General features: G+C 70.2%; 24 protein-coding genes, 1 tRNA gene and 1 pseudogene. 9 read left to right on the top strand and 17 right to left on the bottom strand.

From position 1 onward, the window contains the following. Positions 1–13 precede the first annotated feature (13 nt). Both H4W31_RS10160 and H4W31_RS10155 read right to left on the bottom strand, forming a co-directional pair. On the bottom strand, positions 14–1,921 hold the full coding sequence (locus tag H4W31_RS10160) for a cell wall-binding repeat-containing protein (protein ID WP_192766423.1): 1,908 nt from the start codon (positions 1,919–1,921) through the stop codon (positions 14–16). A 191-nt stretch (positions 1,922–2,112) separates the two neighbouring features. Beyond that, complete coding sequence (locus H4W31_RS10155) at positions 2,113–2,637, bottom strand: hypothetical protein (RefSeq protein WP_192766422.1); 525 nt, start codon at positions 2,635–2,637, stop codon at positions 2,113–2,115. Between the two features lie 212 nt (positions 2,638–2,849). On the opposite strand from H4W31_RS10155, the gene H4W31_RS10150 reads away from it, so the two are divergent. Continuing rightward, entirely contained in the window at positions 2,850–3,974 is a 1,125-nt protein-coding gene (locus H4W31_RS10150) for a sensor histidine kinase (RefSeq protein ID WP_192766421.1), read from the top strand. Further along, entirely contained in the window at positions 3,971–4,642 is a 672-nt protein-coding gene (locus H4W31_RS10145; protein ID WP_192766420.1) for a response regulator, read from the top strand. The genes H4W31_RS10150 and H4W31_RS10145 overlap by 4 nt, the downstream gene beginning before the upstream one ends. Before the next feature lie 143 nt (positions 4,643–4,785). On the opposite strand, the gene H4W31_RS10140 is transcribed toward H4W31_RS10145, so the two are convergent. Further along, the gene (locus H4W31_RS10140; RefSeq protein WP_192766419.1) at positions 4,786–5,595 is read right to left on the bottom strand and encodes an SGNH/GDSL hydrolase family protein; all 810 of its coding nucleotides are present in this window, start codon (positions 5,593–5,595) and stop codon (positions 4,786–4,788) included. Positions 5,596–5,597: 2 nt separating this feature from the next. After that, positions 5,598–5,924, bottom strand: coding sequence for an NAD(P)-dependent oxidoreductase (locus H4W31_RS10135; protein WP_192766418.1), 327 nt, complete (start codon positions 5,922–5,924; stop codon positions 5,598–5,600). Between the two features lie 86 nt (positions 5,925–6,010). Here H4W31_RS10135 and H4W31_RS10130 point away from each other — a divergent pair, with 86 nt between their 5' ends. Continuing rightward, positions 6,011–6,586, top strand: a complete 576-nt coding sequence (locus H4W31_RS10130; RefSeq protein WP_192766417.1) for a TetR/AcrR family transcriptional regulator — start codon at positions 6,011–6,013, stop codon at positions 6,584–6,586. A gap of 269 nt (positions 6,587–6,855) precedes the next feature. Here the strand turns inward: H4W31_RS10130 and H4W31_RS10125 are convergent, their stop codons facing one another. The 3 genes from H4W31_RS10125 to H4W31_RS10115 all read right to left on the bottom strand — a co-directional run bounded on the left by H4W31_RS10125 (position 6,856) and on the right by H4W31_RS10115 (position 9,297). Beyond that, complete coding sequence (locus H4W31_RS10125; protein ID WP_318783724.1) at positions 6,856–7,362, bottom strand: phosphatase PAP2 family protein; 507 nt, start codon at positions 7,360–7,362, stop codon at positions 6,856–6,858. A 482-nt stretch (positions 7,363–7,844) separates the two neighbouring features. Next, positions 7,845–8,150: a hypothetical protein gene (locus tag H4W31_RS10120; protein ID WP_192766415.1), complete on the bottom strand. Its 306-nt coding sequence runs from the start codon at positions 8,148–8,150 to the stop codon at positions 7,845–7,847. 1,057 nt (positions 8,151–9,207) lie between these two features. Further along, positions 9,208–9,297 (bottom strand) — tRNA-Ser (locus H4W31_RS10115). A 76-nt stretch (positions 9,298–9,373) separates the two neighbouring features. On the opposite strand from H4W31_RS10115, the gene deoD reads away from it, so the two are divergent. Then, complete coding sequence (deoD, locus tag H4W31_RS10110) at positions 9,374–10,081, top strand: purine-nucleoside phosphorylase (protein WP_192766414.1); 708 nt, start codon at positions 9,374–9,376, stop codon at positions 10,079–10,081. A 91-nt stretch (positions 10,082–10,172) separates the two neighbouring features. On the opposite strand, the gene H4W31_RS10105 is transcribed toward deoD, so the two are convergent. From H4W31_RS10105 to H4W31_RS10090, 4 genes are read right to left on the bottom strand one after another with little or no spacing between them, the layout of a single operon-like run. Further along, a complete protein-coding gene (locus H4W31_RS10105; RefSeq protein ID WP_192766413.1) occupies positions 10,173–11,396 on the bottom strand; it encodes an ABC transporter permease in 1,224 nt (407 codons plus the stop codon). Then, positions 11,396–12,214, bottom strand: a complete 819-nt coding sequence (locus H4W31_RS10100; protein ID WP_318783123.1) for an ABC transporter ATP-binding protein — start codon at positions 12,212–12,214, stop codon at positions 11,396–11,398. The genes H4W31_RS10105 and H4W31_RS10100 overlap by 1 nt, the downstream gene beginning before the upstream one ends. Beyond that, complete coding sequence (locus H4W31_RS10095; RefSeq protein WP_192766412.1) at positions 12,211–13,425, bottom strand: efflux RND transporter periplasmic adaptor subunit; 1,215 nt, start codon at positions 13,423–13,425, stop codon at positions 12,211–12,213. The genes H4W31_RS10100 and H4W31_RS10095 overlap by 4 nt, the downstream gene beginning before the upstream one ends. Next, complete coding sequence (locus H4W31_RS10090) at positions 13,422–13,967, bottom strand: hypothetical protein (RefSeq protein ID WP_192766411.1); 546 nt, start codon at positions 13,965–13,967, stop codon at positions 13,422–13,424. The genes H4W31_RS10095 and H4W31_RS10090 overlap by 4 nt, the downstream gene beginning before the upstream one ends. 131 nt (positions 13,968–14,098) lie before the next feature. Between H4W31_RS10090 and H4W31_RS10085 the strand changes: the two genes are divergently transcribed. Beyond that, complete coding sequence (locus tag H4W31_RS10085) at positions 14,099–14,755, top strand: response regulator transcription factor (RefSeq protein WP_192766410.1); 657 nt, start codon at positions 14,099–14,101, stop codon at positions 14,753–14,755. Further along, positions 14,752–16,029, top strand: a complete 1,278-nt coding sequence (locus H4W31_RS10080) for a sensor histidine kinase (protein ID WP_192766409.1) — start codon at positions 14,752–14,754, stop codon at positions 16,027–16,029. Before H4W31_RS10085 ends, H4W31_RS10080 begins: the two co-directional genes overlap by 4 nt. A gap of 14 nt (positions 16,030–16,043) precedes the next feature. Here H4W31_RS10080 and H4W31_RS10075 read toward each other — a convergent pair whose 3' ends face one another. From H4W31_RS10075 to H4W31_RS10055, 5 genes are all read right to left on the bottom strand, one after another. Beyond that, the gene (locus H4W31_RS10075) at positions 16,044–16,955 is read right to left on the bottom strand and encodes an aminoglycoside phosphotransferase family protein (protein ID WP_225946381.1); all 912 of its coding nucleotides are present in this window, start codon (positions 16,953–16,955) and stop codon (positions 16,044–16,046) included. 200 nt (positions 16,956–17,155) lie between these two features. Then, the gene (locus H4W31_RS10070) at positions 17,156–17,728 is read right to left on the bottom strand and encodes a nucleoside deaminase (RefSeq protein ID WP_225945469.1); all 573 of its coding nucleotides are present in this window, start codon (positions 17,726–17,728) and stop codon (positions 17,156–17,158) included. An 82-nt stretch (positions 17,729–17,810) separates the two neighbouring features. Next, a complete protein-coding gene (locus H4W31_RS10065) occupies positions 17,811–18,350 on the bottom strand; it encodes a tRNA adenosine deaminase-associated protein (protein WP_192766407.1) in 540 nt (179 codons plus the stop codon). Between the two features lie 162 nt (positions 18,351–18,512). Continuing rightward, the gene (locus H4W31_RS10060) at positions 18,513–18,680 is read right to left on the bottom strand and encodes a hypothetical protein (RefSeq protein WP_192766406.1); all 168 of its coding nucleotides are present in this window, start codon (positions 18,678–18,680) and stop codon (positions 18,513–18,515) included. Between the two features lie 117 nt (positions 18,681–18,797). Next, positions 18,798–19,139 (bottom strand): hypothetical protein, encoded by a 342-nt coding sequence (locus H4W31_RS10055; protein ID WP_192771984.1) that lies wholly within the window; start codon positions 19,137–19,139, stop codon positions 18,798–18,800. Positions 19,140–19,490: 351 nt separating this feature from the next. Between H4W31_RS10055 and H4W31_RS10050 the strand changes: the two genes are divergently transcribed. From H4W31_RS10050 to H4W31_RS44735, 3 genes and pseudogenes are all read left to right on the top strand, one after another. Then, positions 19,491–20,264 (top strand): M23 family metallopeptidase, encoded by a 774-nt coding sequence (locus H4W31_RS10050; protein WP_192766405.1) that lies wholly within the window; start codon positions 19,491–19,493, stop codon positions 20,262–20,264. Between the two features lie 22 nt (positions 20,265–20,286). Next, a pseudogene (locus H4W31_RS44740) lies at positions 20,287–20,811 on the top strand (prephenate dehydrogenase/arogenate dehydrogenase family protein); the annotation flags it as partial. Then, positions 20,785–21,297, top strand: a complete 513-nt coding sequence (locus H4W31_RS44735; RefSeq protein ID WP_404825700.1) for a prephenate dehydrogenase dimerization domain-containing protein — start codon at positions 20,785–20,787, stop codon at positions 21,295–21,297. The pseudogene H4W31_RS44740 and the gene H4W31_RS44735, both read left to right, overlap by 27 nt. Here the strand turns inward: H4W31_RS44735 and mtnA are convergent. Next, positions 21,269–22,339 carry an S-methyl-5-thioribose-1-phosphate isomerase gene (gene mtnA, locus H4W31_RS10040; RefSeq protein ID WP_192766403.1) on the bottom strand — a complete coding sequence of 357 codons (1,071 nt, stop codon included), beginning with the start codon at positions 22,337–22,339 and terminating at the stop codon, positions 21,269–21,271. The genes H4W31_RS44735 and mtnA overlap by 29 nt on opposite strands. Positions 22,340–22,393: the final 54 nt, after the last annotated feature.

Genomic DNA, 22,393 nt, shown 5'->3' with positions numbered 1-22,393 from the left:
CTGCCGCCTGCCGTCACTGGTTGAGCGGCACCTCAAGGTCGGTCGGATTGTTCACCGAACTTGATCCGAGCGGCCCGCCGAGCCAGGTCCCGAGCTGGGTCTGCTGTGCCGGGCCGACCACCGCCGCCGATCCGAAGACCAGCCCGGTGTGTACCGATCCACTCGATCCGTTGAGCAGCATCGTCGCCTGCTCCGCGAGGCTGGTACCGGTGCCCGGGGTGAGCATCAACGGTCCTCCGAGCACGCCCATCAGCGCCCCGCCGGTGAGCGCGTCCGGCCAGTCGGTCCCGGTGGCGATCCCCGTGTACCGCTGGCCTTCGAAGAACTCCAACGCGGTCAGGTACGCCGTGTCGTACCGGCTCGCGCCCCAGACTCCACGGACGAGGGGGCCGACGGGGTCGTACGAATAGGCGGCTGTGCCGCCCTGCAACCCGATGCCGTACAGGAGTCGCTCCTGCGGCAGCGCGTCCAGGAAGGCCTTCGTCGCCGGCGGAATCACCTGATCCCGGGTGAGCAGGAGCACCGCCGAGGAAGGGCTGTCCGGGGAGGCGTTGTACGAGCCGGCCGCCGCGCCGGCGGCCAGCGCGTCCGGATAGTTCATGCCGGTGGCCAGCAGCACCACGTCGGGCGTCGGGTCGATCTCCCGCGCGATCGCGAGCGACGTCGAATACCGGTCGGGACCGGCGAGCCGCCGCACGTGGTAACCCAACGCCCGAACCTGCACCTCGACTGCCGTCGACAGGGCACCGGGACTGCCCAACAGGTAGACCGTGCCGTGCCCCGGCATCAGAACCCGCTGCATCTCGGCCTTCGTCCTCGCGTCCAGGCCGGTCGGCGGCGTCAGCAACAGCGGACCACGCTTCGCCGCCGCCAAGGTGCTGCCGCTGAGGGCATCGGCGTAGGTGTCCGACCGCGACAGGACCACGGCATCCGCACCGCCGGCCGGCCAGAGCGACCGGGACACCGCCACCGCCGTATCGAACCGGTTCGCACCGGACAACCGCGCGACCCGGTCCTTCCGCCGCGGCTGATACGCCGGCACACCGTCCAGCCCCGGTACCACCACCGGCTCCGCCGAGCCGTCCGCCAACGCCGTGTACGCCGGCCGCGCCCCCGTCGACGTCACCCTGCTGAACGCCAGCGTCGTACCCTCCGGCGACCAGGTGGGATCGTCGTACTGGACGCCCTCGGGGGTGACCAGCACCTCGTTCTCGCCGGCAAGGTCGGAGACGACGATCCGGCCGGCCCGAACGAACGCCACCCGGGACCCGTCGGGTGAGATCGACGGATTCGACCCGTTGTCGTCGACGAGTGTCACCTGCCCGAGGATCCGCGCACCGTCGTACAGCATGACCGCCGACCGGCCGGACGGCTGGCCCGAACCGTCGTCGTCCTGACGCTGGAACACCACCCGCAGTCCAGGGCCACCGTCCGGATTCAGGTAGTGCTTTCCGTCCCGGGGAGAGATCCACCCCTGGCGCAGCGGGCCCACACTGCGTTGCCAGGCGACATGCCAGGGAGCGGCGGCCGAGGCCTTCTCCGCCCAGGCAACCCGGCTTCCGTCAGCCCACCAACTCGGGCTGTGGCGCAACACCCCGGCATCCGGCGGCGAGGTCACCGGATAGCGGGCCGTACCGTCGTTGAACCGGAGCTTGCCGACCCGCCCACCCTGGTCGATGTAGACCGCCTGACTGCCGTCCGGAGACCAGGCGGCCTCGGTGACCGTGTCGGACGAACTGAGCGACGTCCGGGTCGGATCCCCATGGAACCTGATGACGGTCTGGCCGTTACTGCTGGTCAGTACGCTGCCCGAGCCAGGAAGGCTGGCCGTCGCCGCCGTACCACCGACGAGCGATACGGTCGCGCCGAGCGCGAAGGCCGATGCGACAGCGATCGGCCGACGGAGTGGAGAACGAGGCAAGTAGGCACCCCTTGCTGGAGACGCGCCGCTCGATCCGTCCGTCGGTCGATCCGACGAGGGGCGGCGGGTTTTCCGAGACTCTATCGCCGCAGCCCGACAACGACGATGGTCCGGTCGGAGGTCCGCGTGCCCGCCGGGGCGGACATCGAGACGACCACCGGAACCGGTGATCCTCGGCTGGGACCTCGCCTTCAACCGGCGTTGCCGAGGCGCCGGGTGCGGTCGCGGGTACGGGACCGGAGGAGGCTGACGACCAGCACGGCGAGCAGTACCAACGCGCCGCCGTCGGTGACCGCGGAGGGTAGGACACCGATCCAACCGAAACGGTCGACGGCGGCCTCGAACATCTCGGTCGGGACCATGAACACGCCCGCCGCCTGGCCTGCGTTGACCGCGACCACCAGCCAGAAGACCCAGGTCCTGCCGCGCAGCGCGAGCATGCCCAGCGCGTTGCCGATGATGAACAGCGTGCCGACGAGACGGAACCCGGCGAGGAAGCCCGGAGCGCTGTCGGTCGCTTCCGACGCGCTCACCCCGGCCAGCCGCATCATCTGTTCGAGCGTGTCGAGGTTGACGATGACGAAGGCCTGCGCAGCGGTGCCGATCGTGAAGATGACCGAACAGACGAAGGTGAAGATCCGGGTCCGTCGAGTCCAGACTGTCGCGGTGCGCGTCGGGCTGGACGACGTCGGCAGGACGATCGGGCGGGAAACCATCGAGGAACTCCTTGGAGGAAAGAACCAGGCCTGAACGGTTCCCATGCTCGTGGTCGAGGTCGGAAGACTCGTCGTTCCCGGGTCGGCTCTTGTCCGTACTCCCCGGGTGGGTGATCTCCGGCCGGCGCGGCCGGTGTACCACCTGGGGAGTACGACGGAACTGCTCTTCAGGGCGGCTTGGTCCGGCCCGCGACGCGGCTATCGTGGCCCGCATGGCCAGGTGGAACCTCGACAGCCTCGCGGCGGTCGCCGTGGCGGCCGGGGTGATCGCGGGCACCCAGTTCGGGCCCCGGGCCGACGAGCAGATTCCGTTGGATCTCGCCGGGTACGCACTCCTGGTCGCCGGTTCGCTACCGCTGGTCTGGCGCCGTCGTCGCCCGCTGCTGGTGGCCGCGTTGACCGCCGTCGCCTGCGTGGCCTACTACGGTCTGCTGTATCCCGGCATCTTCGCCGCCACACCTGTCCTACTGGCCGTCTACACCCTGATCAGCCTCGGCCATCGTGGCCAGGGAATCGCGGCGGCGCTCGCGTACGCGACCGGGTTCTACCTCGCGATCACGGTGGCACGCGCCGACTTCGAGATCCACGACGGCCTGCTCTGGCAGATCGGTTTCCTGATCGCGGTCGGGGTGATCGGGCAGATGGTGGCCAGCCACCGCGCCTACCTCCGGGCGGTCGAGGAACGGGCGATCCAGGCCGAGCGGACCCGGGACGAGGCCGCGCTGCGTCGAGCCGGCGAGGAACGCCTCTGGATCGCCCAGGAGCTGCACGACACCCTCACCCACAGCATCGCGGTGATCAACGTACAGGTGGGCGTCGCCGTCCACCTGCTGAGCAAGAACCCCGAGCAGGCCCGTTCGGCGCTGACCGCGATCAAGGAGACCGGTCAGGAGGCGATGCGGGAGCTGCGGTCCACCCTCGGTGTGCTCCGCCACGTTGATCCCGACGGCGCCGAAGCCGGCCTGGCCACGTTGCCGAAACTGGTCGCCCGGGCCGAGGCGGCGGGACTTCCGGTCACCCTCGCCGTACGCGGCGACGTCCTACCGCTGACCGCCGAGGCCGATCGTGCCGCCTACCGCATCGTGCAGGAGGCCCTGACCAATGTGCTGCGCCATGCTGGCCACCCGGCCGTCACGGTGACCCGCGAATACCATCGCGACACGGTCACCCTGCGGGTCGAAAATGACGGCGAACCGCTGCGATCGGAGCCACGACACGGGATGGGGCTGATCGGGATGCGAGAGCGTGCGGTGGCCGCCGGAGGCTCACTGAGCACCGGCACACGCCCCGGTGGCGGATTCCGCGTCGAGGCCGAACTGCCGTTGGGACACCCGTGATCCGGGTCCTGCTCGCCGACGACCAGCCACTGATCAGGGCCGGCTTCCGCGCCCTGCTGGAGAACGAGGACGACATCACCGTCGTGGCCGAGGCCGGCGACGGCGCCCAGGCAGTGGAACTCGTCCGCGAGCAGCTACCCGACGTGGCACTGCTCGACATCCGGATGCCACTGCTCGACGGCATCGCCGCCACCCGCCAGATCGCCGCCGACCCCCGACTGGCGGCCGTCCACATCGTCATCCTCAGCAGCTACTCGATCGACCGCTACGTCTTCGCCGCCCTGCGTGCCGGCGCCAGTGGCTACCTGGTCAAGGACATAGAACCGGCCGAACTCCTGCACTGCGTACGGGTCGCCGCGCGCGGGGACGCACTACTCGCCCCCGCCGTGACCCGAAGCCTGATCCAGGAGTTCGTCTCCACCCCGCCCCGGCCCAACCCGCCCACCAGCCTCGCCGTGCTCACCCGACGGGAACGCGAGGTACTCGTACTGGTCGCCGCCGGCCTGTCCAACGACGAGATCGCCGCACATCTGACCATCAGCCAGCTCACCGCCAAGACACACGTCAGCCGTACCATGACCAAGCTTGGCGCCCGCGACCGCGCCCAGCTCGTCGTCTACGCGTACGAGTCCGGTCTGGTCGCGCCAGGAGGCCCTTGGAGGGCGTAAACCCTCACCCGCTTTCGAGGTCTGTCGGCCACCGTCGTCGAGGACCTGGCCGGTCCGTGAGCTGCGCCGCTGGCTGTTGGCTGGCTCCGACCGGCCATCCTCGAACGGGCGCGAAGGCGACGACGATTGGAACGGCTGCCGCGTCAGTCCGGCTTGCCCGCAGACAGCCACTGAGCGGCGAGCTCGGTGATGATTGCTCCGCCTCGGTTGTTCAGATGGATGTGGTCGACGAGCAGTTCACGTCCGCCGTTGCGGGCGACCTCGTCCCAGCTGCGTCCGAACAGGTAGTGCTGAGTCGCCGCACCAAAGGCCAGGGCGAAGCTGAAGTCGTACGGCGTCGGGTCGCCACCGCGCTGCCGGAGGAGGTCCACCATCTGCTCGTGCACGGGCAGGTAGTCGACCTGGGTACGGGCAGCGGTCTCTTTGATCGCCGCGTTGTACCCGGTGAGCTTCTGGTTGATCTCCGCGTTCAGGTCCTCGCCGAGCGGGGGCAGGGACATCAGCGCAATCCTGGCGGTGGTGCCGGCCTTGACCCGGTCGACGATCGCGCCGAGATTCTGCCGGTACCGATCCAGCGGTACGTCATCACGTACGTCGTTGGTGCCGATCAGGATTGTGACCGCCGTAGGGCGACACGCCACGATGTCGGTATCGATCCGATGTAGGAGGTCGGCACTGGTCGCGCCGTTGACGCCGGCGTTGACAAACTCGTACCCCTGATGTTCGGGCCGATCGCGAAGTGCGCCCACCCAGTCCGCGCCGAGCGTGCCCTGCGTCATGCTGGCGCCGGCCGCCACGACGACGGGACGCGAGCCCGGGCTGCGCCCGTCGGCACAGGCATCGGCCGGCGGGTTGGCGGGCGACCGGACGAAGGTCAGGTAGCCGACGGTGCCTGCTGCGCCGAGTACGCCGACGAGCAGCAGGCACAGGACGATGAAGATCCGTTTCTTCACGTTCAGTATCCCAATCCGATGGTGTGGCCAACGGTGGTCGGGGCGTCCAGCGTGGCGACGATCGCGCGGGCGCCGTCGGCGCACACCGACACGTCGCCTCTGACGCGAGGTCCCAGAACGGATACCACCGCGTCCTGGCCGGTCAGGGTTTCCCCGATCGCGTCGGGGTCCATCGCGTCGGCGATCACCGGTTCGAGTCGAGGGTGGTCTGCGTGGTTCAGGCGGGCCGGGTTCCGGACGACAGCGGTGACGTGATGGCCGGCGGCGAGTGCCTGGCGCACGAGGTGTTGTCCGGTGCCGCCGGTCGCGCCGAAGACGGTGACGCACATGCGTACCCTCCAGGGGTGTTAGTGATTACTAACCCCCATACTAGGGTTAGTAATCACTAACCTGTCAACCTACGAGATGGGGCGGCATGAGCACCCGGGAGCGGATCCTCGACGCGGCTGCGCAGATCCTGCGTACGCGGGGAGTGGCGCTGGCCACAACCAAGGAGATCGCGCAGGCCTCGAAGGTCTCGGAGCCGACGCTCTACAAGTACTTCGAAGACAAGGAGCGACTGCTGCTCGCCGTCCTACAGGAGAGGCTGCCCGGCCTGTCCCGGGTATCGGTCCGCCCAGGTACGGGCGACGTCGAGGAGAACCTCGCCGAACTCGCGCACGCGGTCCTGGACTTCTATCAACGGTCGATCCCGATGCTGGCGGCACTCTTCGCAGACCCAGCGCGGATGGCGGCACACCGGGTGGCGATGAGCCGTCACGGCGGCGGCCCGGACAAGGCGGTCGCCATCTTCGCCACCTACCTGCGGGCCGAGCAGGACATCGGACGCATCAGCCCGGACGCGAACCCGGACGCGGCCGCGTCGCTACTGATCGGCGCCTGCTTCAACGAGGCCTTCCTGCGCTACTACGCCCAAGGGCCGGACGCGGACGCGGCCCCGCGCGCATTCGCGGAGGCGCTGGCCCGCGCGGTTGTCCGCCCACTGGTGTGACCGCGCAACACGCCTGGACCTGTCTTCGGCTGGCTAGCCGGGCACGCCCACAGCAAGGCAGAACGCCTGGCCGGCCATCTCGGACCGACCAGGCGTTCTTGCCTGTTCACTGGCTTCGCGGATCCGTTTCCAAGCGAGACCGCCAGCCTGCTGGTGGGCCCATGACAGCTACTAAGCTGTACTCAGACCGGGATGCGACGACAGGCTTAGGACTCAAGGTGAGCGAAGAACTCCTCTCCAGGTCCGCTGGGGCGAATGGACGATCGATGTTAGGCCCCGGAGTCACGCAGACGTCGGATGGGCCATAAACGCCGCGGGTCCAACGGGAGTTGATAGCCCGACAGGTAGTTATCAAGCTGCCTGAGGAGCAGATAAATAGCGGCGCCGGCGAGAACACCCGCCAGGGTATCGGTCGCCCAATGAAAGCCGGATATTACGGTGGCTACCGCGACGATCGACGCCACCAGGACTCTGACGAGGAAATAGGCGTGGGAGTGGAGCAGGGTCCCCAGTAGAAGCGCTCCGAGCCCGTACCACACAATGGAGTTGGCCGCATGGCCAGATGGGTACGACATACATGCCGCACCGCCACAGAAGGGTTTGCTGAACAATTCAACAGCATCCACCTGCAGGTCCGCTGGGGCGCCTCGCCGGAGGTAAATTTTCGGCACGCCGACGATCAGGTACAAGAGCAGGAACGCCCCACCCCAGAGAATCATGGGCTTTATGGTTTTATGGCGCCAAGCTTGAATGATCGCAATAAAGAGGGCCAGCACGGTCAATGGACCCCCTTGCCCCAGGTAGGCCCCAGCTCTTCCGAGCCCGATAATCTCGTCCGGGAGCTTCTCTGACACGAGGTTCTCAATCTCGAGATCCCAAGCTACCAGTGTGTCCGCGACCAGAAGGACAGTGACCGCAGCATATCCGGCTAGCGATACACATATGGCCAGGACACGATGACTCCGCTGGGGGGTGTGGTGATCCACGGCATGGACTCTAGCATCCTGCGCTCGTGGCCAGTTGGCCGACAGGAAGGGAGCCTCTTTCACCAGGACGCCTGACGGATTCTTGGCAGCGTTTCAGCGATTCGCGGTCCGCCAGCATGTGACGGACCGCGAGTCAATTGCAGTTATTGTCATCGGATAAAGACCGGGTGCCGCGATAAATCAGGGGTCGGGGAAAGGGGTCCCTTGACCCGCTCCCGTATCCTGATTCGGCGATTGGGCGGGAGCGGTCTGCCGCGCGACGGGGGGTAACGCTATACGTTGTCGATCGTCCCGTGGCACAGCCAGTTGCTCACGAACAGGTAGTACGCGTTGTAGAGGCCGGTGATACGAGGACTGTCCTGCTCGCCGTCCCACGTGGTCCCGCTGGCCACCAACTGGCCGGCGTCTGTGTCCCTCAACTGCCAGGTGCAGTAGCCCGGGGCCAGCCCGCCATTGATGACAAGTACGTCAATGTAGTTGCCCGGACGGTTCGACAGGATGGCACCGGTAGTGCACTCGCCTTGGCAACTGACCCGCGCTGCCTGTGCCGGCGCTCCGGCTAGCGCTAGGACGGACATCACGGTAACGATCGCGACACTTACCTTGGCCAACATTCTGTTCATGTGCTGGACCCTCGCTTCCTGGAGCGCAGTACGAATAACACGACACGTCGCCCGAGCATGAACGAAACCCCTCACCTCGTTTCCCTTTGCTTAACCCAAGGGAGCCCTCGGCGCTCCGACATAAGACAAACATAGGACACCGGGAACAAGGGTCAATATGCACGCGAGAAGGTGGCCGGCGGCGGCCAGACTGAAAAAGCCGCTTTATCTCTATTGCGAACATCGATCAAGAATGATATGGTTCTAAACACCTGCAAGGGAAATGTTCGCTCAATGCACGGGGGGCGGAAGTGCGCCTGGCGGCAGACTACAAGCCAGATGAAGTTTCGGTCCGATTGCTGCGCGCCCTAATCCATGGGAGGAGCTATCGAGATATCGCGTCCATGGAGCACATGAGCGACAGAACTGTCCGAAGGCTTATTCATAACATGAAGCGGGAGACGGGAGCACCCTCGCTCGTAGCGCTAGGATTCATTGCCGCGACGAAGGGTTGGCTCAAGCTGTAACAGGGCGGCCTTGCCGGCTCGTGCATACTCTGGCGCGTCGGGCAGCGATGCTCGGCGGAGTTGGAGAAGCGGATTGCTGTCTCCCGCGGCCGCGGTCGTCCAGCTCACCAGTCGGCCCGACCTTCCAGAGCCCGTGGACCGCTTGGCCAGTGTCGCGGTCTGGTAGGCAGAGGACATAGGTAGGGCAGTAGCGCCTCGTTCTCCCAGTTGACGCCACCCTGCCGACGCAGCTCTTCGATCTCGGCCGACGTCGTCATCCGGTAGCCGCTCGTTCGACCTCGGCCCGCCTTGAGACGTGGAAACGAGACGCACCGCTCATGTAGTCCTTCGGGCCGTCGGCTGAGGTGTCTGTGCCGGCCGCCGGGGAACCGTAGAATGAGGCCACGCTTCACGCGGACGACCAGGGCGCCGCCGAGGTACGCGACCGCTTCCTGAGGGACAACTGAGACCAGAAGCAGAACGCCCGGTGGGTCGTCTCCGACCTGCCGGGCGTACTGCCTGTTCCGTGGCGGTGGTGAAGGGATTTGAACCCTTGGAGGGCGTAAACCCTCACACGCTTTCGAGGCGTGCTCCTTAGGCCGCTCGGACACACCACCGCCGAGTAGGGTACCCGACGCTCCTGGCGGACGTCGCGGCGGTATCGGCCGGACCGACCTGGCAGGATCACCTCACATGAGTACGCACATTGGCGCCAAGCCTGGCGAGATCGCCGAGCGGGTCCTGATGCCGGGCGACCCGCTGCGGGCCAAGTGGATCGCGGAGACCTACCTCGAGGACGCCAAGTGCTACTCGACGGTCCGCGGCATGCTGGGCTTCACCGGCCGTTGGTCCGGTACCGAGGTCTCGATCCAGGGCTCCGGGATGGGCATGCCGTCCGCCTCGATCTACGCCCACGAACTGATCAACGAGTACGGCGTGAAGTCGCTGATCCGGGTCGGCTCCTGCGGGGCGCTCGCCGAGGATCTCCAGCTCCGTGACGTGATCGCGGCGAGTGGCTCGTCCACCGACTCGAACATGAACCGGATGCGGTTCGACGGGCTGATCGACTACGCCCCGGTCGCCGACTTCGGGCTGCTGCGTACCTCGGTCGAGGTGGCCGAGCGGCGCGGTATCGCGATGCGGGTCGGACCGATCCTGGCGGCGGACGCCTTCTACACCGATCGTCCCGATCTCTACGACACCCTCGCCGACTACGGCGTACTGGCGGTGGAGATGGAGTCGGCGGCGCTCTACACGATCGCGGCCCGGTTCAGGGCCCGGGCGTTGACGCTGCTGACCGTCAGCGACCACATCAAGCGCGGCGAGAAGACCACCTCGCAGGAGCGGGAGCAGACGTTCGGCCAGATGGTCGAGATCGCCCTCGACACCATCATCGCCTGACCGACAACGCCAGGATTCTTGTCGAGTTGCGGTCCGCAGCGAACCACAACTCGACAAGAATCTTGGCTGTCCCCCGCCATCCAAGCGCGAACTATGGCGTGGCGAGGGCCTCGGTCGGGGCGAGCCGGGAGGCCCGGATCGCCGGATAGAGCCCGGCGAAGGCGCCGATCAGCAGGGTCGCGCCGACCCCACCGGCCATCGCCCAGCCCGGTACCACCGTGGGCCACTCCCGGGACAGGGCGTAGCCCGAGGTCACGACGATGCCGATCAGTACCCCGCCGACCCCGCCCAGCGCGGAGAGCAGCAGCGACTCGGCGAGGAACTGGGTGCGTACCTGTGCCCGGGTCGCGCCGAGCGAGCGGCGGAGCCCGATCTCGGCCCGCCGTTCGAGCACCGAGATCACCATCGTGTTCGCCACTCCGACCCCGCCCACCAGCAGCGCTACCGCGCCGAGGCCGAGCAGCAGCCCGGTGAACGCCTCGTCGGTGGCCTGCTGTGCGGCGAGCGCGTCGGAGGGCTGGGTCACCTTGACCTCGTTCGGCGCCTCAGGATTGGCGGTGGCACCGAGCACCTCCTGTACGGCCTCGACGAACGCCTCCGCCGACCGGGTGTAGATCGTCGTCGGATGACCGTCGAAGTCGAGGTACGACGCGGCGGCCTCCCAGCCGATCAGCGCGGACAGATCCAGTTCCGGGGCCAGCGGTGCCGGCGCCAGGATCCCGACGACGGTGAACCACCGCCCGCCGACCTGGACCTGTACGTCGGGTCCGGCGGTGCCGAGCCCGAGCCGTTGGGCGGCGGTGGCCCCGAGTACGACGGCCGGATAGCGGGCCGTCGCCTCGTTCAACCAGGTGCCGCTGGTGACGGTCGTCCCGACCGTGTCGAGCAGGTCGAGCCGGGCCGCCCGGGTGGCGATTCCGCCGCTCTCCGCCGCCGGAATCTGGTCCGACCGGTACACCTTGGCATCGCTGAGCTGCCCGGTCGCGGATACCTGTTCGACCGGGCCGATCCGGCCGACCATCGCCACCGACTCCTCCGGCAGCTGGGCGTTCTCCCCGAACACGGTGTTGCCGGGCGAGACGGTCAGCAGGTTGGTACCGAGGGACTCGAGCATCCGGTCCAGCTCGGCCCGGGAGGACGACGAGATGCCGACCACCGAGACCATCGCCGCGATGCCGATCGCGATGCCCAGCGCGGAGAGGAAGGCCCGCAGCGGTCGGGTACGCAGCCCGACGCCGCCGACCCGGAGGATGTCGCGGGGACGCATCCGGGCCGGTACCAGCCGGGGTCGGTCCGCACTGGTGGTCCCGGCCATCAGCGCCCCCCGTTCGACGCGCCGGGACCGGCTCCGACCGGCACGGGCCCGGCCGGACCGAACCCGACCGGGGACCGGTCGACGCAACCGTCGCCGGCGCCGTTGTCCGCGACCACCACACCGTCCCGCATGTAGACCTGCCGGGGCAGGCTCGCCGCGATCTCCCGGTCGTGGGTGATCACCACGACGGTGGTACCGGCCGCGTTCAGCTCGCGCAACAGGGCGAGCACTCCGGCACCGGACGCGGAGTCGAGGTTGCCGGTCGGCTCGTCGGCCAGCAGCAGCGCCGGGTTGCCGACGACGGCGCGGGCGATCGCCACCCGCTGCCGTTCCCCGCCGGAGAGTTCGTGCGGCCGATGGTCCAGCCGGTGCCCCATCCCGACCCGGGCCAACGCGGCCTCCGCGCGCCGCCGCCGCTCCCCGAGGGGTACGCCGGCATAGAGCAGCCCGTCCGCCACGTTGTCCAGCACCGGTACGCCCGCCGCGAGATGGAACTGTTGGAACACGAACCCGACCCGGGACGACCGCAGCGCGGAGAGTTGCCGGTCGGTGAGTTTCGCGACGTCGTACCCGTCGATGTGCACCCGGCCGGTCGAGGGCCGGTCCAGGGTGCCGATCAGGTGCAGCATGGTCGACTTGCCGGAGCCGGACGGGCCGACGATCACCGCGAGTTCGCCGTGCCGGATCGTCAGCGAGACCCCGCCGAGCGCCGTCACGCCGCCCGGATAGACCTTCGTCACCTCGTCGAGCACGACGACCCCGTCCGATTCGGACAACGCGTCCGCGGCCCCGGCTCCGGCGACGGCGTTCCCGCTCACCGGGGCATCCCGACGGTCGCACCCTCGGCCAGCCCGGCACCGGAGATCTCCACCCGACCGGACGCGAACAGCCCGGTCTGCACCGCCACGATCCGGGTCGTGCCGCCCTCGACGAGCTGGACGCCGTACCCGCCCTCGGCGAGTGCGAGCAGGGCGGCGACCGGCACGGTCAGGACGTCCGTGCGCTGGTCGGCGGTGAACGCCACGTCCACCGAGGCGCTGTCGAATCCGGCCAGCGCCTTCGGGTCGGCCGCCGTGACGGTCACCTCGATCTTCGTCTCCGGCTCCTCGTCGGCGCCGCTGCCGGTCTCGATCACCGTCTCCACCGTGGCGATGGTGCCGGCGACGTCCTTGCCATCCGGCAGCGTCACCGTCACCTTGCCGCCCTTCTTGGCGAGCCGCTGATCCTCCACGTCCAGGGTCGCGGTGACCACCCGGGCCGTACCGGTGTAGGTCAGCACCCCGCTGCCGGGCTGGGCGGCGTCGCCGACCGTCGCCTCGTGGCTGTCCACCCGCACCTCGCTGGCGGCGTAGACGACCTGGCCCAGTTCGACCCGCCCGGTCTCGTCGAGGCCGAGATCGTCCTGCCACTGTTCGACCGCGTCGGCGGTGGCCGAGGTGTACTCGTCGTCGACGGTGAACCCGTCGTACCCCAACGCGCTCAGGTTCCGCTCGAACTGCTTGACGTCGGCGCCGCTGTCCCCGGACCGGAGCGTCCGGTACGCCGGCAGTGTGCCGTAGAGCAGCACGACCTTGGCGTTGTCGACCGAGAACAGCGGTCTGCCCCGGGTGACCCGGGAACCGGTACCGGCCATCCAGGTGACCGTGCCGCCCGACCGGACAGCGGCGGTACGGGTCTCGCCGTACCCGAGTTCACCGGTGGCGGGCTCCGAGTCGATCAGCGTCTGGCGGGTGATCTGGGCGTTGGCCGGTGGCAGGGTGCCGGCGGTCGCCGTACCCGGATCGTCGCCGCCGAATCCGACGGCCGCCGTCACTGCGGCGGCGACCGCGACCACGGCGGTCGTCGCGACCGCCACCACCCGGGTACGGCCGCCGCGGCGCCGCCGGTGCGCCCGCCCGGTGCCTCCGGGAACCGTCGCGGCCGGCACCGGCCCGGTCTCGGCGGGCGGCGGACCGGACGGGTCGACCCCGTCCGGATCGGAGCCCTCCGGGGCCGGCCCGGCGGTGGTCACCGAGGTGCCTGCCGTCATCGCGTGTCCCGAACCCGGATCGGCGCGTCCCCTCGGCACTTCTGCATCGCGGCCTGGAACGTCGGGTTGTCCCGGTCGAACCCGGCACCGCCCTTGAACTCGATGGTGCCGTCCGCGCCCGGGTCCGGGAAGTCCGGTACGCCGTTCTCCCGCATGCACTTGGCCATCAGGCGCAACTGCTCGATCTGCTCCGCGTCGAGCTTCATCCCCTCGCCGCCGTTCGGCAGCAGGCTGCGGCACTTCTCCATCGCCGCCTCCATCTTCTCCCGGTCGTCCCCCGGTTTGCGTTGGATGCGGACTCCGCCCTGACCCGGCTCCGGGTCGGGCATGTCCACCCCGTTCTCCCGCATGCACTTGGCGAACTCCCGCTGCCGGTCCTCGTTGCTGAGCGCGGCGGCGCTGGCGCTGACCGTGGGTCCGGCCTCGGGCCCACCGCCGGCGGTCGCCACCCCGGCCCCGGAGTCGGATGGACCGCAGCCGGCGAGAGCCAGCCCGAGAGTCAGGGGCAGGACCAGCCAGGTGCTCGACATTCGTCGGCGCATGGCACAACTCCTTCCGTGGGCCGGCGCGGTTCGCCAGCCGATACGGACAAAGTCAAGTGCAGGGCACGTATCCGGGGCGTAACCGTCGACGTTTACGCCGGGGTTACCCGGCGGCGAGTCACCATGGGACAGTGCGGGTACTGGTGGTCGAGGACGAGAAGCTGTTGGCGGACGCCATCGCCGAGTGGCTGCGTCGGGAGGCGTTCGCGGTCGACGTCGTGTACGACGGCGACGCGGCGCTGGAGCGACTCGGGGTCAACGACTACGACGTGGTGGTGCTCGACCGGGACCTGCCGGTGGTGCACGGCGACGACGTGTGCCGCGCGATCATGGACGGCGGGGCCGAGACGAGGGTGCTGATGCTCACCGCCGCCGCCGCTGTCCGGGACCGGGTGGCCGGCCTGGCGCTGGGCGCCGACGACTACCTGATCAAGCCGTTCGCGCTGGTCGAACTCTCGGCCCGGGTGCACGCGCTGATCCGCCGGGCCCGGCCGGCCGCGCCGCCGAAGCTGACCCGGTCCGGTCTGGTCGTCGACCCGGCCCGGCACGAGGTCTACCGCGACGGCCGGCACGTCGCGCTCTCCCGCAAGGAGTTCGCGGTGCTGGCCGAGCTGATGCGGGCCGGCGGTGCGGTGGTCTCCGCCGAGGAGTTGCTGGAGCGGGCCTGGGACGAACACATCGACCCGTTCACCAACGTGGTCCGGGTGACCGTGATGAAGCTGCGCCGCAAGCTCGGCGATCCGCAGGTCGTCGAGACGGTTCCGGGAGTGGGGTATCAGATCCGGTGAAGCGACTGACCATTCGGGCCCGCCTGACAATCGTCTACGGCGGCCTCTTCCTGCTCGCCGGGATGCTCCTGCTCGGCGTCACGTACGTCCTGGTCGACCAGCAGATGCCCGGTTCGATCGGGGTGTCGTTGAACAGCATCCGGCAGCCGCCGGCCGGGTCGCCGAGCCGGGCGGTCACCCCCGACGACGCCGAGCAGCTCCGGGTCTTCGCCCGGCAGATCCAGAGCCAGGCCCGGCAGGACGCGCTGGAGACGCTGCTCGCCCAGGGCGGCATCGCGCTGGGAGTGGTCTCGGCGACCGCCATCGCCTTCGGCTGGCTGCTCTCCGGCCGGGCGCTGCAACCGTTGCACCAGATCACCGGCACCGCCCGGCGGATCGCCGCGGCCGGGGTGGCCGGACGCGGGCTGCACGAGCGGATCGCACTGCGCGGGCCCCGGGACGAGGTGAAGGAACTGGCCGACACCTTCGATTTGATGCTGGAGCGGCTGGACCAGTCCTTCGACGGGCAGCGCCGGTTCGTCGCCAACGCGTCGCACGAACTGCGTACCCCGCTGGCGCTGAACCGCTCGCTGCTGGAACTCGCGATCACCCGGCCGGACGCCCCCGCCGAGCTGCGGCAGCTCGGTGAGACGCTGCTGTCGGTCAACGAACGTCACGAGCGGCTGATCGACGGGCTGCTCACCCTCGCCGACTCGGACCAGCAGGTCGTCGACCGTACGTCGATCGACCTGGCCGAGGTGGCCGCGTACGTCACCGACCAGACCACCGCCGGAAAGCAGCTCTCGGTACGACGGCAGTTGGCGCCGGCCCGTACCCTCGGCGATCCGATCCTGCTGGAGCGGCTGGCCCAGAACCTGCTGGAGAACGCCGTACGGCACAACGTCCCGACCGGCGGGCAGGTGTGGATCAGCACCGGCACGGTCGACGGCCGCGCCACGCTGGTGGTGGCGAACACCGGGCCGGTGGTGCCGGGGTACGAGGTCGAGACGCTGTTCCAGCCGTTCCGGCGGCTACGTCAGGAGCGGGTCGACGGCGGACGCGGGTTCGGCCTCGGGTTGTCGATCGTCCGGGCGGTCTCCAGCGCGCACGGCGGCTCGGTCCGGGCCGAACCCCGGTCCGGCGGTGGCCTGGTCGTCACGGTCGTCCTGCCCGCCGAGGCGTCCGATGGATTTTCGGCGGCGGGCCAGCCGACGTGGGAACCGGTTCCGGCAGCGGCCACCGGCCCGGTCACCGGTACCGCCGTCCCGACAGCCGTCGGCGCCCGGAACCGCTGATCCGCTCCGTCCGGTCAGGGGAGTCGGGGCAGCAGGTGCAGCGCGACGTCCAGGGCGCGGGTCCCGGGCGTGCCACCGCCGCCGGCAGTCCACACCTCCGACAGCATGCCCTGGACGAATCCCCAGGCGACGACCCGCTCGACCGGCATCTCCAACGCGTCGGCGAGCTGCTCGATCCGGCGCGGAACCAGGGCGAGGAGGTCGTCCTCACGTCGGCCCGGTTCGGGGTTGTAGAGCAGGGCGCCGATCTCGTAACCCGGATCGCCGATGACACCGTGCGGGTCGATCGCCAACCACGGTTCCCGGTTGGCCCGCAGGATGTTGTCGTGATGCAGGTCGCCGTGCAGGATCACCCGGTCCGGCGCGCTCGCACACAGCTCGTCGAAGAGCCGGCCGGCCCGTTCCACCAGGTGCCGGGGGAGCTGACCGCCGTCCGGGTGGCTACGCAGATAGTTCGAGAAGGACGCGCTCCGGGCCGACAGTTCGGGCAGTGGCCAGCCCGGCGGAGCCGTACGGTGCAGCCGCCGCAGTACGTCGACGAAGGCGGCGGTCGCCTCCTCGTCCCGGTGTGGCACTAGTGCGCTGATCGGGGTGCCGGGATTGGCCCGCTCCAACAGCAGCGCTCCCCGATCGACGTCCCGGGCGAGCAGACGTACGGCTCCCTGGCCGGCGAAGAACTCGAGCGTCGCCGCCTCCTCCGCCAGGTGACCGGCGTGCGGCACCCCGAGTTTGAGTACCGCCGGCGAGCCGTCGGCCCGGTTGACCGAGGTGACCCAGTTGAAGCTGAGCGAAAACGGGGTGCCCGGCGCCAACTCCCAGTCGCGCAGCACCGAGGCCTCCACCGCCGGCAACTCGGTCAGCCACGCCCTGCCGACCTCGCCCCAGGTCTCGGTGACGTTGCGCCTGAGGGCGGCGGGAATGACCATGCGGGGCACGGATCGCAGTCTGCCAGTCGGGTACGCCCCGGCAGGTACCCGAAGGCGCCGGCCACCTCCCGCCGAGGGCGTCGACCCGTCGGGTCCAGCCCGGACCCGAGAGCACGCTGTCCACAGCCCGTACGGAGTTTTCCACAGGTTTTGGCGTTATCCACAGAACTGTGGATAACCCCTCGGGCCTGTGGCGGAACTCAGCGGAAGAACGCCCGGAGTGCGGCGGCGCACTCGGCGCCCAGCACCCCGCCGTAGACCTCCGGACGGTGGTTGAGCCGCTGGTCGCGTACGACGTCCCAGAGTGAGCCCACCGCGCCCGTCTTCGGCTCCCAGGCGCCGAAGACGAGGGTGGCGATCCGGGCGAGCACGAGTGCCCCGGCACACATGGTGCACGGCTCCAGCGTCACGACCAGGGTGCAACCGGTGAGCCGCCAGGCCCCCACCACGCCGGCCGCCCGACGCAGCGCCAGGACCTCGGCGTGTGCGGTGGGATCACCGGTACGCTCCCGCTCGTTGCGGGCGCTGGCGAGTTCCGTTCCGTCCGGGCCGTAGATCACCGCGCCGACCGGTACGTCCTCGGCTGCCGCCTCCCTGGCCCGGTCGGCGGCGTCCTTCCTCGCCGGGCCGGCCAGCCTGAGGCCGCTCGGTCCCGGAGCGCCCGATTCGAGACCACCCGGTCCGACACCGACCGGTCCGGCGCCGCTCACTCCGATGCCGCTCGCGCCGAGGTCGCCGGCTCCGGTGCCGCAGACCTCCAGCGCCCGCCGCATCCACGTCTCGTGCTGTTGCCGCCGGCCGGTCACCACCGGACCCGCCGGATCCGGGCCTGCCGACCTCCCGCACCTGGGCCGGTCACGCCTCGCGGAGTTCCTCGACCTCGTTGCCACAGCCGATGACCTGGCAGACCTTTGTCGTGACGTCGGCCGGCAACATGCCCTCGTGGGAGCAGATCGCGAGCAGGCGGTGCGCCGAGATGCCGAGGTCGGCGAGGAGGTCCGCGTCGCCCACCGGGTCGGCGTCGGGATCGACCACCGGGTCGTTGTCGTCATCGTCGTCACCGGACGACCCGGCCACCCGCGCCGCCGGTTCGACGACATCGTCGATCTCCAGTGCCGGCGCCTTGATGTCCCCGACCAGCAGGGCACCGAGCCGCGACTCCTCGGCGAAGGCCGAGTCGGAGCCGAAGATGCGCAGGTCCTCACCCTCGTCCAGCCGCATGATGGCGAGGTAGACGTCATCGGACTCGACGAAGAGCAGCGACACCTCGGCGTCCTGGTCGACGTCGCGGAGCAGGTCGGCAACCTCGTCGATGTCCGCCGCGCCACTGAGATCAACTTCTGCCGCAGTCCAGCCGGACGCGCGACGCGCCACGGCCGCAGCGAAGTACGACACGGTCCCCCCAATTACCCCTGCGGCCCCCAGCCGCAGATCACCGCCGACATTCCCGTTCACAGCCGACTCTCCTGTTACGCGTGACGGTATCCGGTCGCATCCGCAGGAGCCCACGCAACGCCCCGAAGCAGATCAGGGAATCGAAGTGGTTGACGCGGTCGGTCAGCTCACCAGCCGACGACGAGTGGCGATCAACTCACGCAGCCGATCAACCCGGGCACGTCGTGGATGCTCACGCTCCCGCACTGACTTCGCCCCGGCGAGCTCGGCGAGGAGCTGCAACCGGCGGCGGCTGCGGTCGGGGTCGAGCCGATGCTCTGTCCAGGCCATAACGCCGAGAGTGCCGAGTCCCGCGCGGTTCGTCAAGGCCGATCGCGGTACGCAGCCGCAGGCTCACCCAGCGCCCGCAACGAGGGCGGTTTTCGCCCGGTTTCGCCCGACCGGGCGCTACCAGAGCGGCCAGTCGGCGGCGGAGGACCAGCGGACCGCCACTGCCGCCGCGGCGATGGCCCAGCCCAGCGCCCCGGCCAACGCGATTCCCGCGCCGACCCCCCGATCACCCCGGGCGGTCAGCACCAGGGCGACCAGCCAGGCCACCCCACCGGCGAAGAGCGTCCACAACACGTATCCGCGCAGGTCATGGCCGAGCAGACCGAAGACGAGCAACCAGACCGCCGTCGCGCCGGCCCCGGCGAACACGCTGCCGACCCGGGCCGGATGGGGTTCGCGGTAGGTCGGATGGGAGTTCGGCGGCGGACCGGCCGGGAAGAGCCCGGACGGGCTGTGCACGGCCGGCGGGGGCGTCCAGACCGACCCGACCTGTGGTCCGCTCCGGAGCACGTCGCCCGGCGGGAGCGCTGCCGGTCCGGACCGGCCGGGCTGGCGGACCTCCGGGTACCCACCACCGGGCCGGGATGCGTCGGGCCAGGGTCGGAACGCCGGCTGTTCCGCCATGACGCCGCTCCTTCCACCACCGTCCGCGCCGGATTTCCGCGCGGCCCGCCGTCCGCAGCCTATCCCGCGAATGCCGGGTACCCGCCGGGTCGGGGCCAGTGGTCGACCGGACGTCCCGGCGGGCACCCGGGGTGGTGGCGAGGTTCCGGGCGGGCGCGCGGCACGACGGTCTGCCAGTATTGCCGGATGTCGTGGCGAGGAACCCCGGAGCGGGGTCGGCGGAGCGGCCGGCGGACGTACCCGGTCGTCGTCCTGCTGGCGACGGCGCTCGTCGCCGGCTGCGCCGAGACGAGAGAGCCACCGGGCCCGCCGGCCTTCGAACCGATGGACACCTCGGTCCCGTCGACCGGCGGCACCTCGCCGCTGGCGGCCGCCACGCCGACGATCCCGGCCACGTCCGGCACGTCGCCCTCGCCGAAGCCCACCACCCCGTCCCCGACGACCGGCAGTCCCCGGTACGTCTTCCCGGTGACCGGCAACGCCTCGTACCACCCGACGCACTCGGGCTACCCGGCCACGGACATCTTCGCCAACTGCGGCGCACCTGTCCTCGCCGTCACGGCGGGCCGGATCCTGGAGGTGAGCCGGGTCGACAACTACAGCAAGTCCGGTCCACAGGGTCCGAACAACGGCGGCAGGGCGGTGTCGCTGCTCGGTGACGACGGGGTGCGCTACTACGGCTCGCACCTGACCAACGTCGCCGCCGGGATCAACGCGGGAGTACGGGTACGCGCCGGCCAGCAGCTCGGCACGGTCGGCAAGACCGGTAACGCGAACAACGTCTGCCACCTGCACTTCGGCATCTCGCCGCCGTGCAAGAAGACCGCCGACTGGTGGATCCGGCGCGGCGTGGTCTGGCCGGCGCCCTTCCTCGACGGTTGGCGCAAGAAGCGCAACACGTCGCCGGTCGCCAAGGTGCGGGACTGGCACGCCGACAGGGGCTGCCCGAAGGCGCCCTGACTGGCGTCGGTGTGCGAGAGTTCCCGACGTGGACGTCGCGGTGATCGGGCTCGGTCTCATCGGTGGCTCCGTGCTCCGGGCACTGGCCTCGACCGGCCATCGGGTCCTGGGGTACGACGCCGATCCGGCGACCCGGGCCACGGCCCGGACGGCGGCCGCGCAGGCCCCGGCCGACGGGCGGTGGCAGGTCGCCCGGACCGTACGGGACGCCGTGGCGCGGGCCGAACTGGTCGTGATCGCGGTGCCGCTGCCCGCCGTGGCGGGAGTGCTGGACGAACTGGCCAGCGCCGGCTACACCGGCCTGGTCACCGACGTCACGTCGATCAAGGGCCCGGTGCAGGCGTTGGTCGACCGGCACCTGCGCGTCGGATCCGATCGGCTCGCCGGATTCGTCGGCGGGCATCCGATGGCCGGCCGGGAGACCTCCGGGTTCGGCGCCGCCGACCCGAGCCTCTTCACCGGCTGCGCCTGGGTGCTCTGCCTCGAACCGGGGTCGACGTCGCTGGCCGACTGGCTCGAAGTGGCGGAGTTGATCACCCGCCTGAACGCCCGGGTGGTACCGGCCGTCGCCGACGAACACGACCGGGCGGTCGCCGCCGTCAGCCACGTACCGCACCTGATGGCCTCGGCGTTGGCCGCCGTCGCCGCCGACGATCCGCTCGCCGGCACCCTGGGCGCCGGCTCGTTCCGGGACGGTACCCGGGTCGCGGCGACCCGGCCGGACCTGGTGGCGGCGATGTGCGGCGGCAACGCGGCGGCGGTCGGTCCGGCCCTGGACGCCGTTCTCGACGCGCTGGTACGGGCCCGAGCCGCGTTGGACGGCCCGGACCCGATCGACGGGCTACGGACCTGGCTCGAACCCGGCTCGGCGGCCCGGTTGGCCTGGCCGCCCCGGGGCGGTACCCCGGTGGAACTGCCCGCCGAGTCCGACGCGCTGCTCCGGCTCGGCCGGGCCGGCGGCTGGGTGACCCGGGTCGCCGACGACCGGCGTACGGTCACCGCCGTCAGACCCGCTCACCGCGATCCAGCCTGATCACCCGCCGGTCGGTGACGATCGCGGTGACCAGCTCGTGGGGCGTCACGTCGAACGCGGGGTTGACCGCGTCGAGAGTGGCCCAGCCCGCTGACCCGGCGTCCGGTCCGGTCGACTGGTCATCCGGTCCGGCCGACCCTGCGTCCGGTCCGCCGCCCGGAACCGGGGGCTGACCGCCCAGTGCGGGCAGCCGGTCGGCTGACAGCACCTCCTCGGCGCCCCGGTCCTCGATCTCTACGTCGGCACCGGAAGGCGTCGCCAGATCCACCGTGGATTCGGGCGCGACGACGACGAACGGGATGCCGGCCCGGTGTGCGCCGAGCGCGTGTGCGTAGCTGCCGATCTTGTTGATCACGTCGCCGTTGGCGCAGATCCGGTCCGCGCCGAGTACCACCGCGTCGACCTCGCCCCGGGCCATCAGGAACGGTCCGGCCCCGTCCACCGCCACCCGGTACGTCACCCCGGCCCGACCCAGCTCCCACGCGGTCAACCGGGCCCCCTGCAACAACGGCCGGGTCTCGCTCGCCACCACGGTGCCCAGCGCGTCCCGGCGGTGCAACTCCAGCACCGCACCCAGCGCCGTGCCGCCGACCACCGTCGCCAGCGCCCCCGTGTTGCAGTGCGTGAGCAGGCGCGGGCGGGCCCCGCACAGCTCGACCAGCAGGTCGGCGCCCCGGGTGGCCATCGCGGCGGACGCCTCGATCTCCTCGTCCCGGATCGCCAGGGCCTCGGCGAGCACCGCCTCGGCACCCTCCGGCAGCCGGGCGGCCGCCCGCCGGGCACCCCAGGCCAGGTTCACCGCCGTCGGGCGGGCGGTCTCCAGCAGGCGTACCGCCGCCGCCGGATCGGTCGACCGGCGTGCGGCCAGCGCCACTCCGAGGGCACCGGCCACTCCGAGCGCGGGTGCGCCGCGTACCGCGAGCCGCTGGATCGCCGTGACCAGTTGTTCGACGGTGGTCAGCCGCAGCACCGTGAGCCGTCCCGGCAGGGCGGTCTGATCGATGATCTCGACGGCTCCGTCAACCCAGTCGATCGTACGCATGATCGCCAGAGTACGGCGCTCTGACCAGGTCCGGCGAGCCCCGCGACGTCGGTA

The sequence above is a fragment of the Plantactinospora soyae genome (genome assembly GCF_014874095.1).
In the GTDB taxonomy this organism is placed as follows: Bacteria; Actinomycetota; Actinomycetes; order Mycobacteriales; family Micromonosporaceae; genus Plantactinospora; species Plantactinospora soyae.
The sequence above is the reverse complement of the archived record's forward strand: the minus strand, read 5'-3'. Positions and strand labels throughout refer to the sequence as shown.

What these genes read in the sequence shown, in the direction of transcription:
- H4W31_RS10155 (WP_192766422.1), bottom strand. Translation starts at nt 2,637, where the DNA reads ATGGTTTCCCGCCCGATCGTCCTGCCGACGTCGTCCAGCCCGACGCGC.
- H4W31_RS10150 (WP_192766421.1), top strand. Translation starts at nt 2,850, where the DNA reads ATGGCCAGGTGGAACCTCGACAGCCTCGCGGCGGTCGCCGTGGCGGCC.
- H4W31_RS10135 (WP_192766418.1), bottom strand. Translation starts at nt 5,924, where the DNA reads ATGTGCGTCACCGTCTTCGGCGCGACCGGCGGCACCGGACAACACCTC.
- H4W31_RS10130 (WP_192766417.1), top strand. Translation starts at nt 6,011, where the DNA reads ATGAGCACCCGGGAGCGGATCCTCGACGCGGCTGCGCAGATCCTGCGT.
- H4W31_RS10120 (WP_192766415.1), bottom strand. Translation starts at nt 8,150, where the DNA reads ATGTCCGTCCTAGCGCTAGCCGGAGCGCCGGCACAGGCAGCGCGGGTC.
- deoD (WP_192766414.1), top strand. Translation starts at nt 9,374, where the DNA reads ATGAGTACGCACATTGGCGCCAAGCCTGGCGAGATCGCCGAGCGGGTC.
- H4W31_RS10105 (WP_192766413.1), bottom strand. Translation starts at nt 11,396, where the DNA reads ATGGCCGGGACCACCAGTGCGGACCGACCCCGGCTGGTACCGGCCCGG.
- H4W31_RS10095 (WP_192766412.1), bottom strand. Translation starts at nt 13,425, where the DNA reads ATGACGGCAGGCACCTCGGTGACCACCGCCGGGCCGGCCCCGGAGGGC.
- H4W31_RS10090 (WP_192766411.1), bottom strand. Translation starts at nt 13,967, where the DNA reads ATGCGCCGACGAATGTCGAGCACCTGGCTGGTCCTGCCCCTGACTCTC.
- H4W31_RS10075 (WP_225946381.1), bottom strand. Translation starts at nt 16,955, where the DNA reads ATGGTCATTCCCGCCGCCCTCAGGCGCAACGTCACCGAGACCTGGGGC.
- H4W31_RS10070 (WP_225945469.1), bottom strand. Translation starts at nt 17,728, where the DNA reads ATGCGGCGGGCGCTGGAGGTCTGCGGCACCGGAGCCGGCGACCTCGGC.
- H4W31_RS10060 (WP_192766406.1), bottom strand. Translation starts at nt 18,680, where the DNA reads ATGGCCTGGACAGAGCATCGGCTCGACCCCGACCGCAGCCGCCGCCGG.
- H4W31_RS10050 (WP_192766405.1), top strand. Translation starts at nt 19,491, where the DNA reads ATGTCGTGGCGAGGAACCCCGGAGCGGGGTCGGCGGAGCGGCCGGCGG.
- mtnA (WP_192766403.1), bottom strand. Translation starts at nt 22,339, where the DNA reads ATGCGTACGATCGACTGGGTTGACGGAGCCGTCGAGATCATCGATCAG.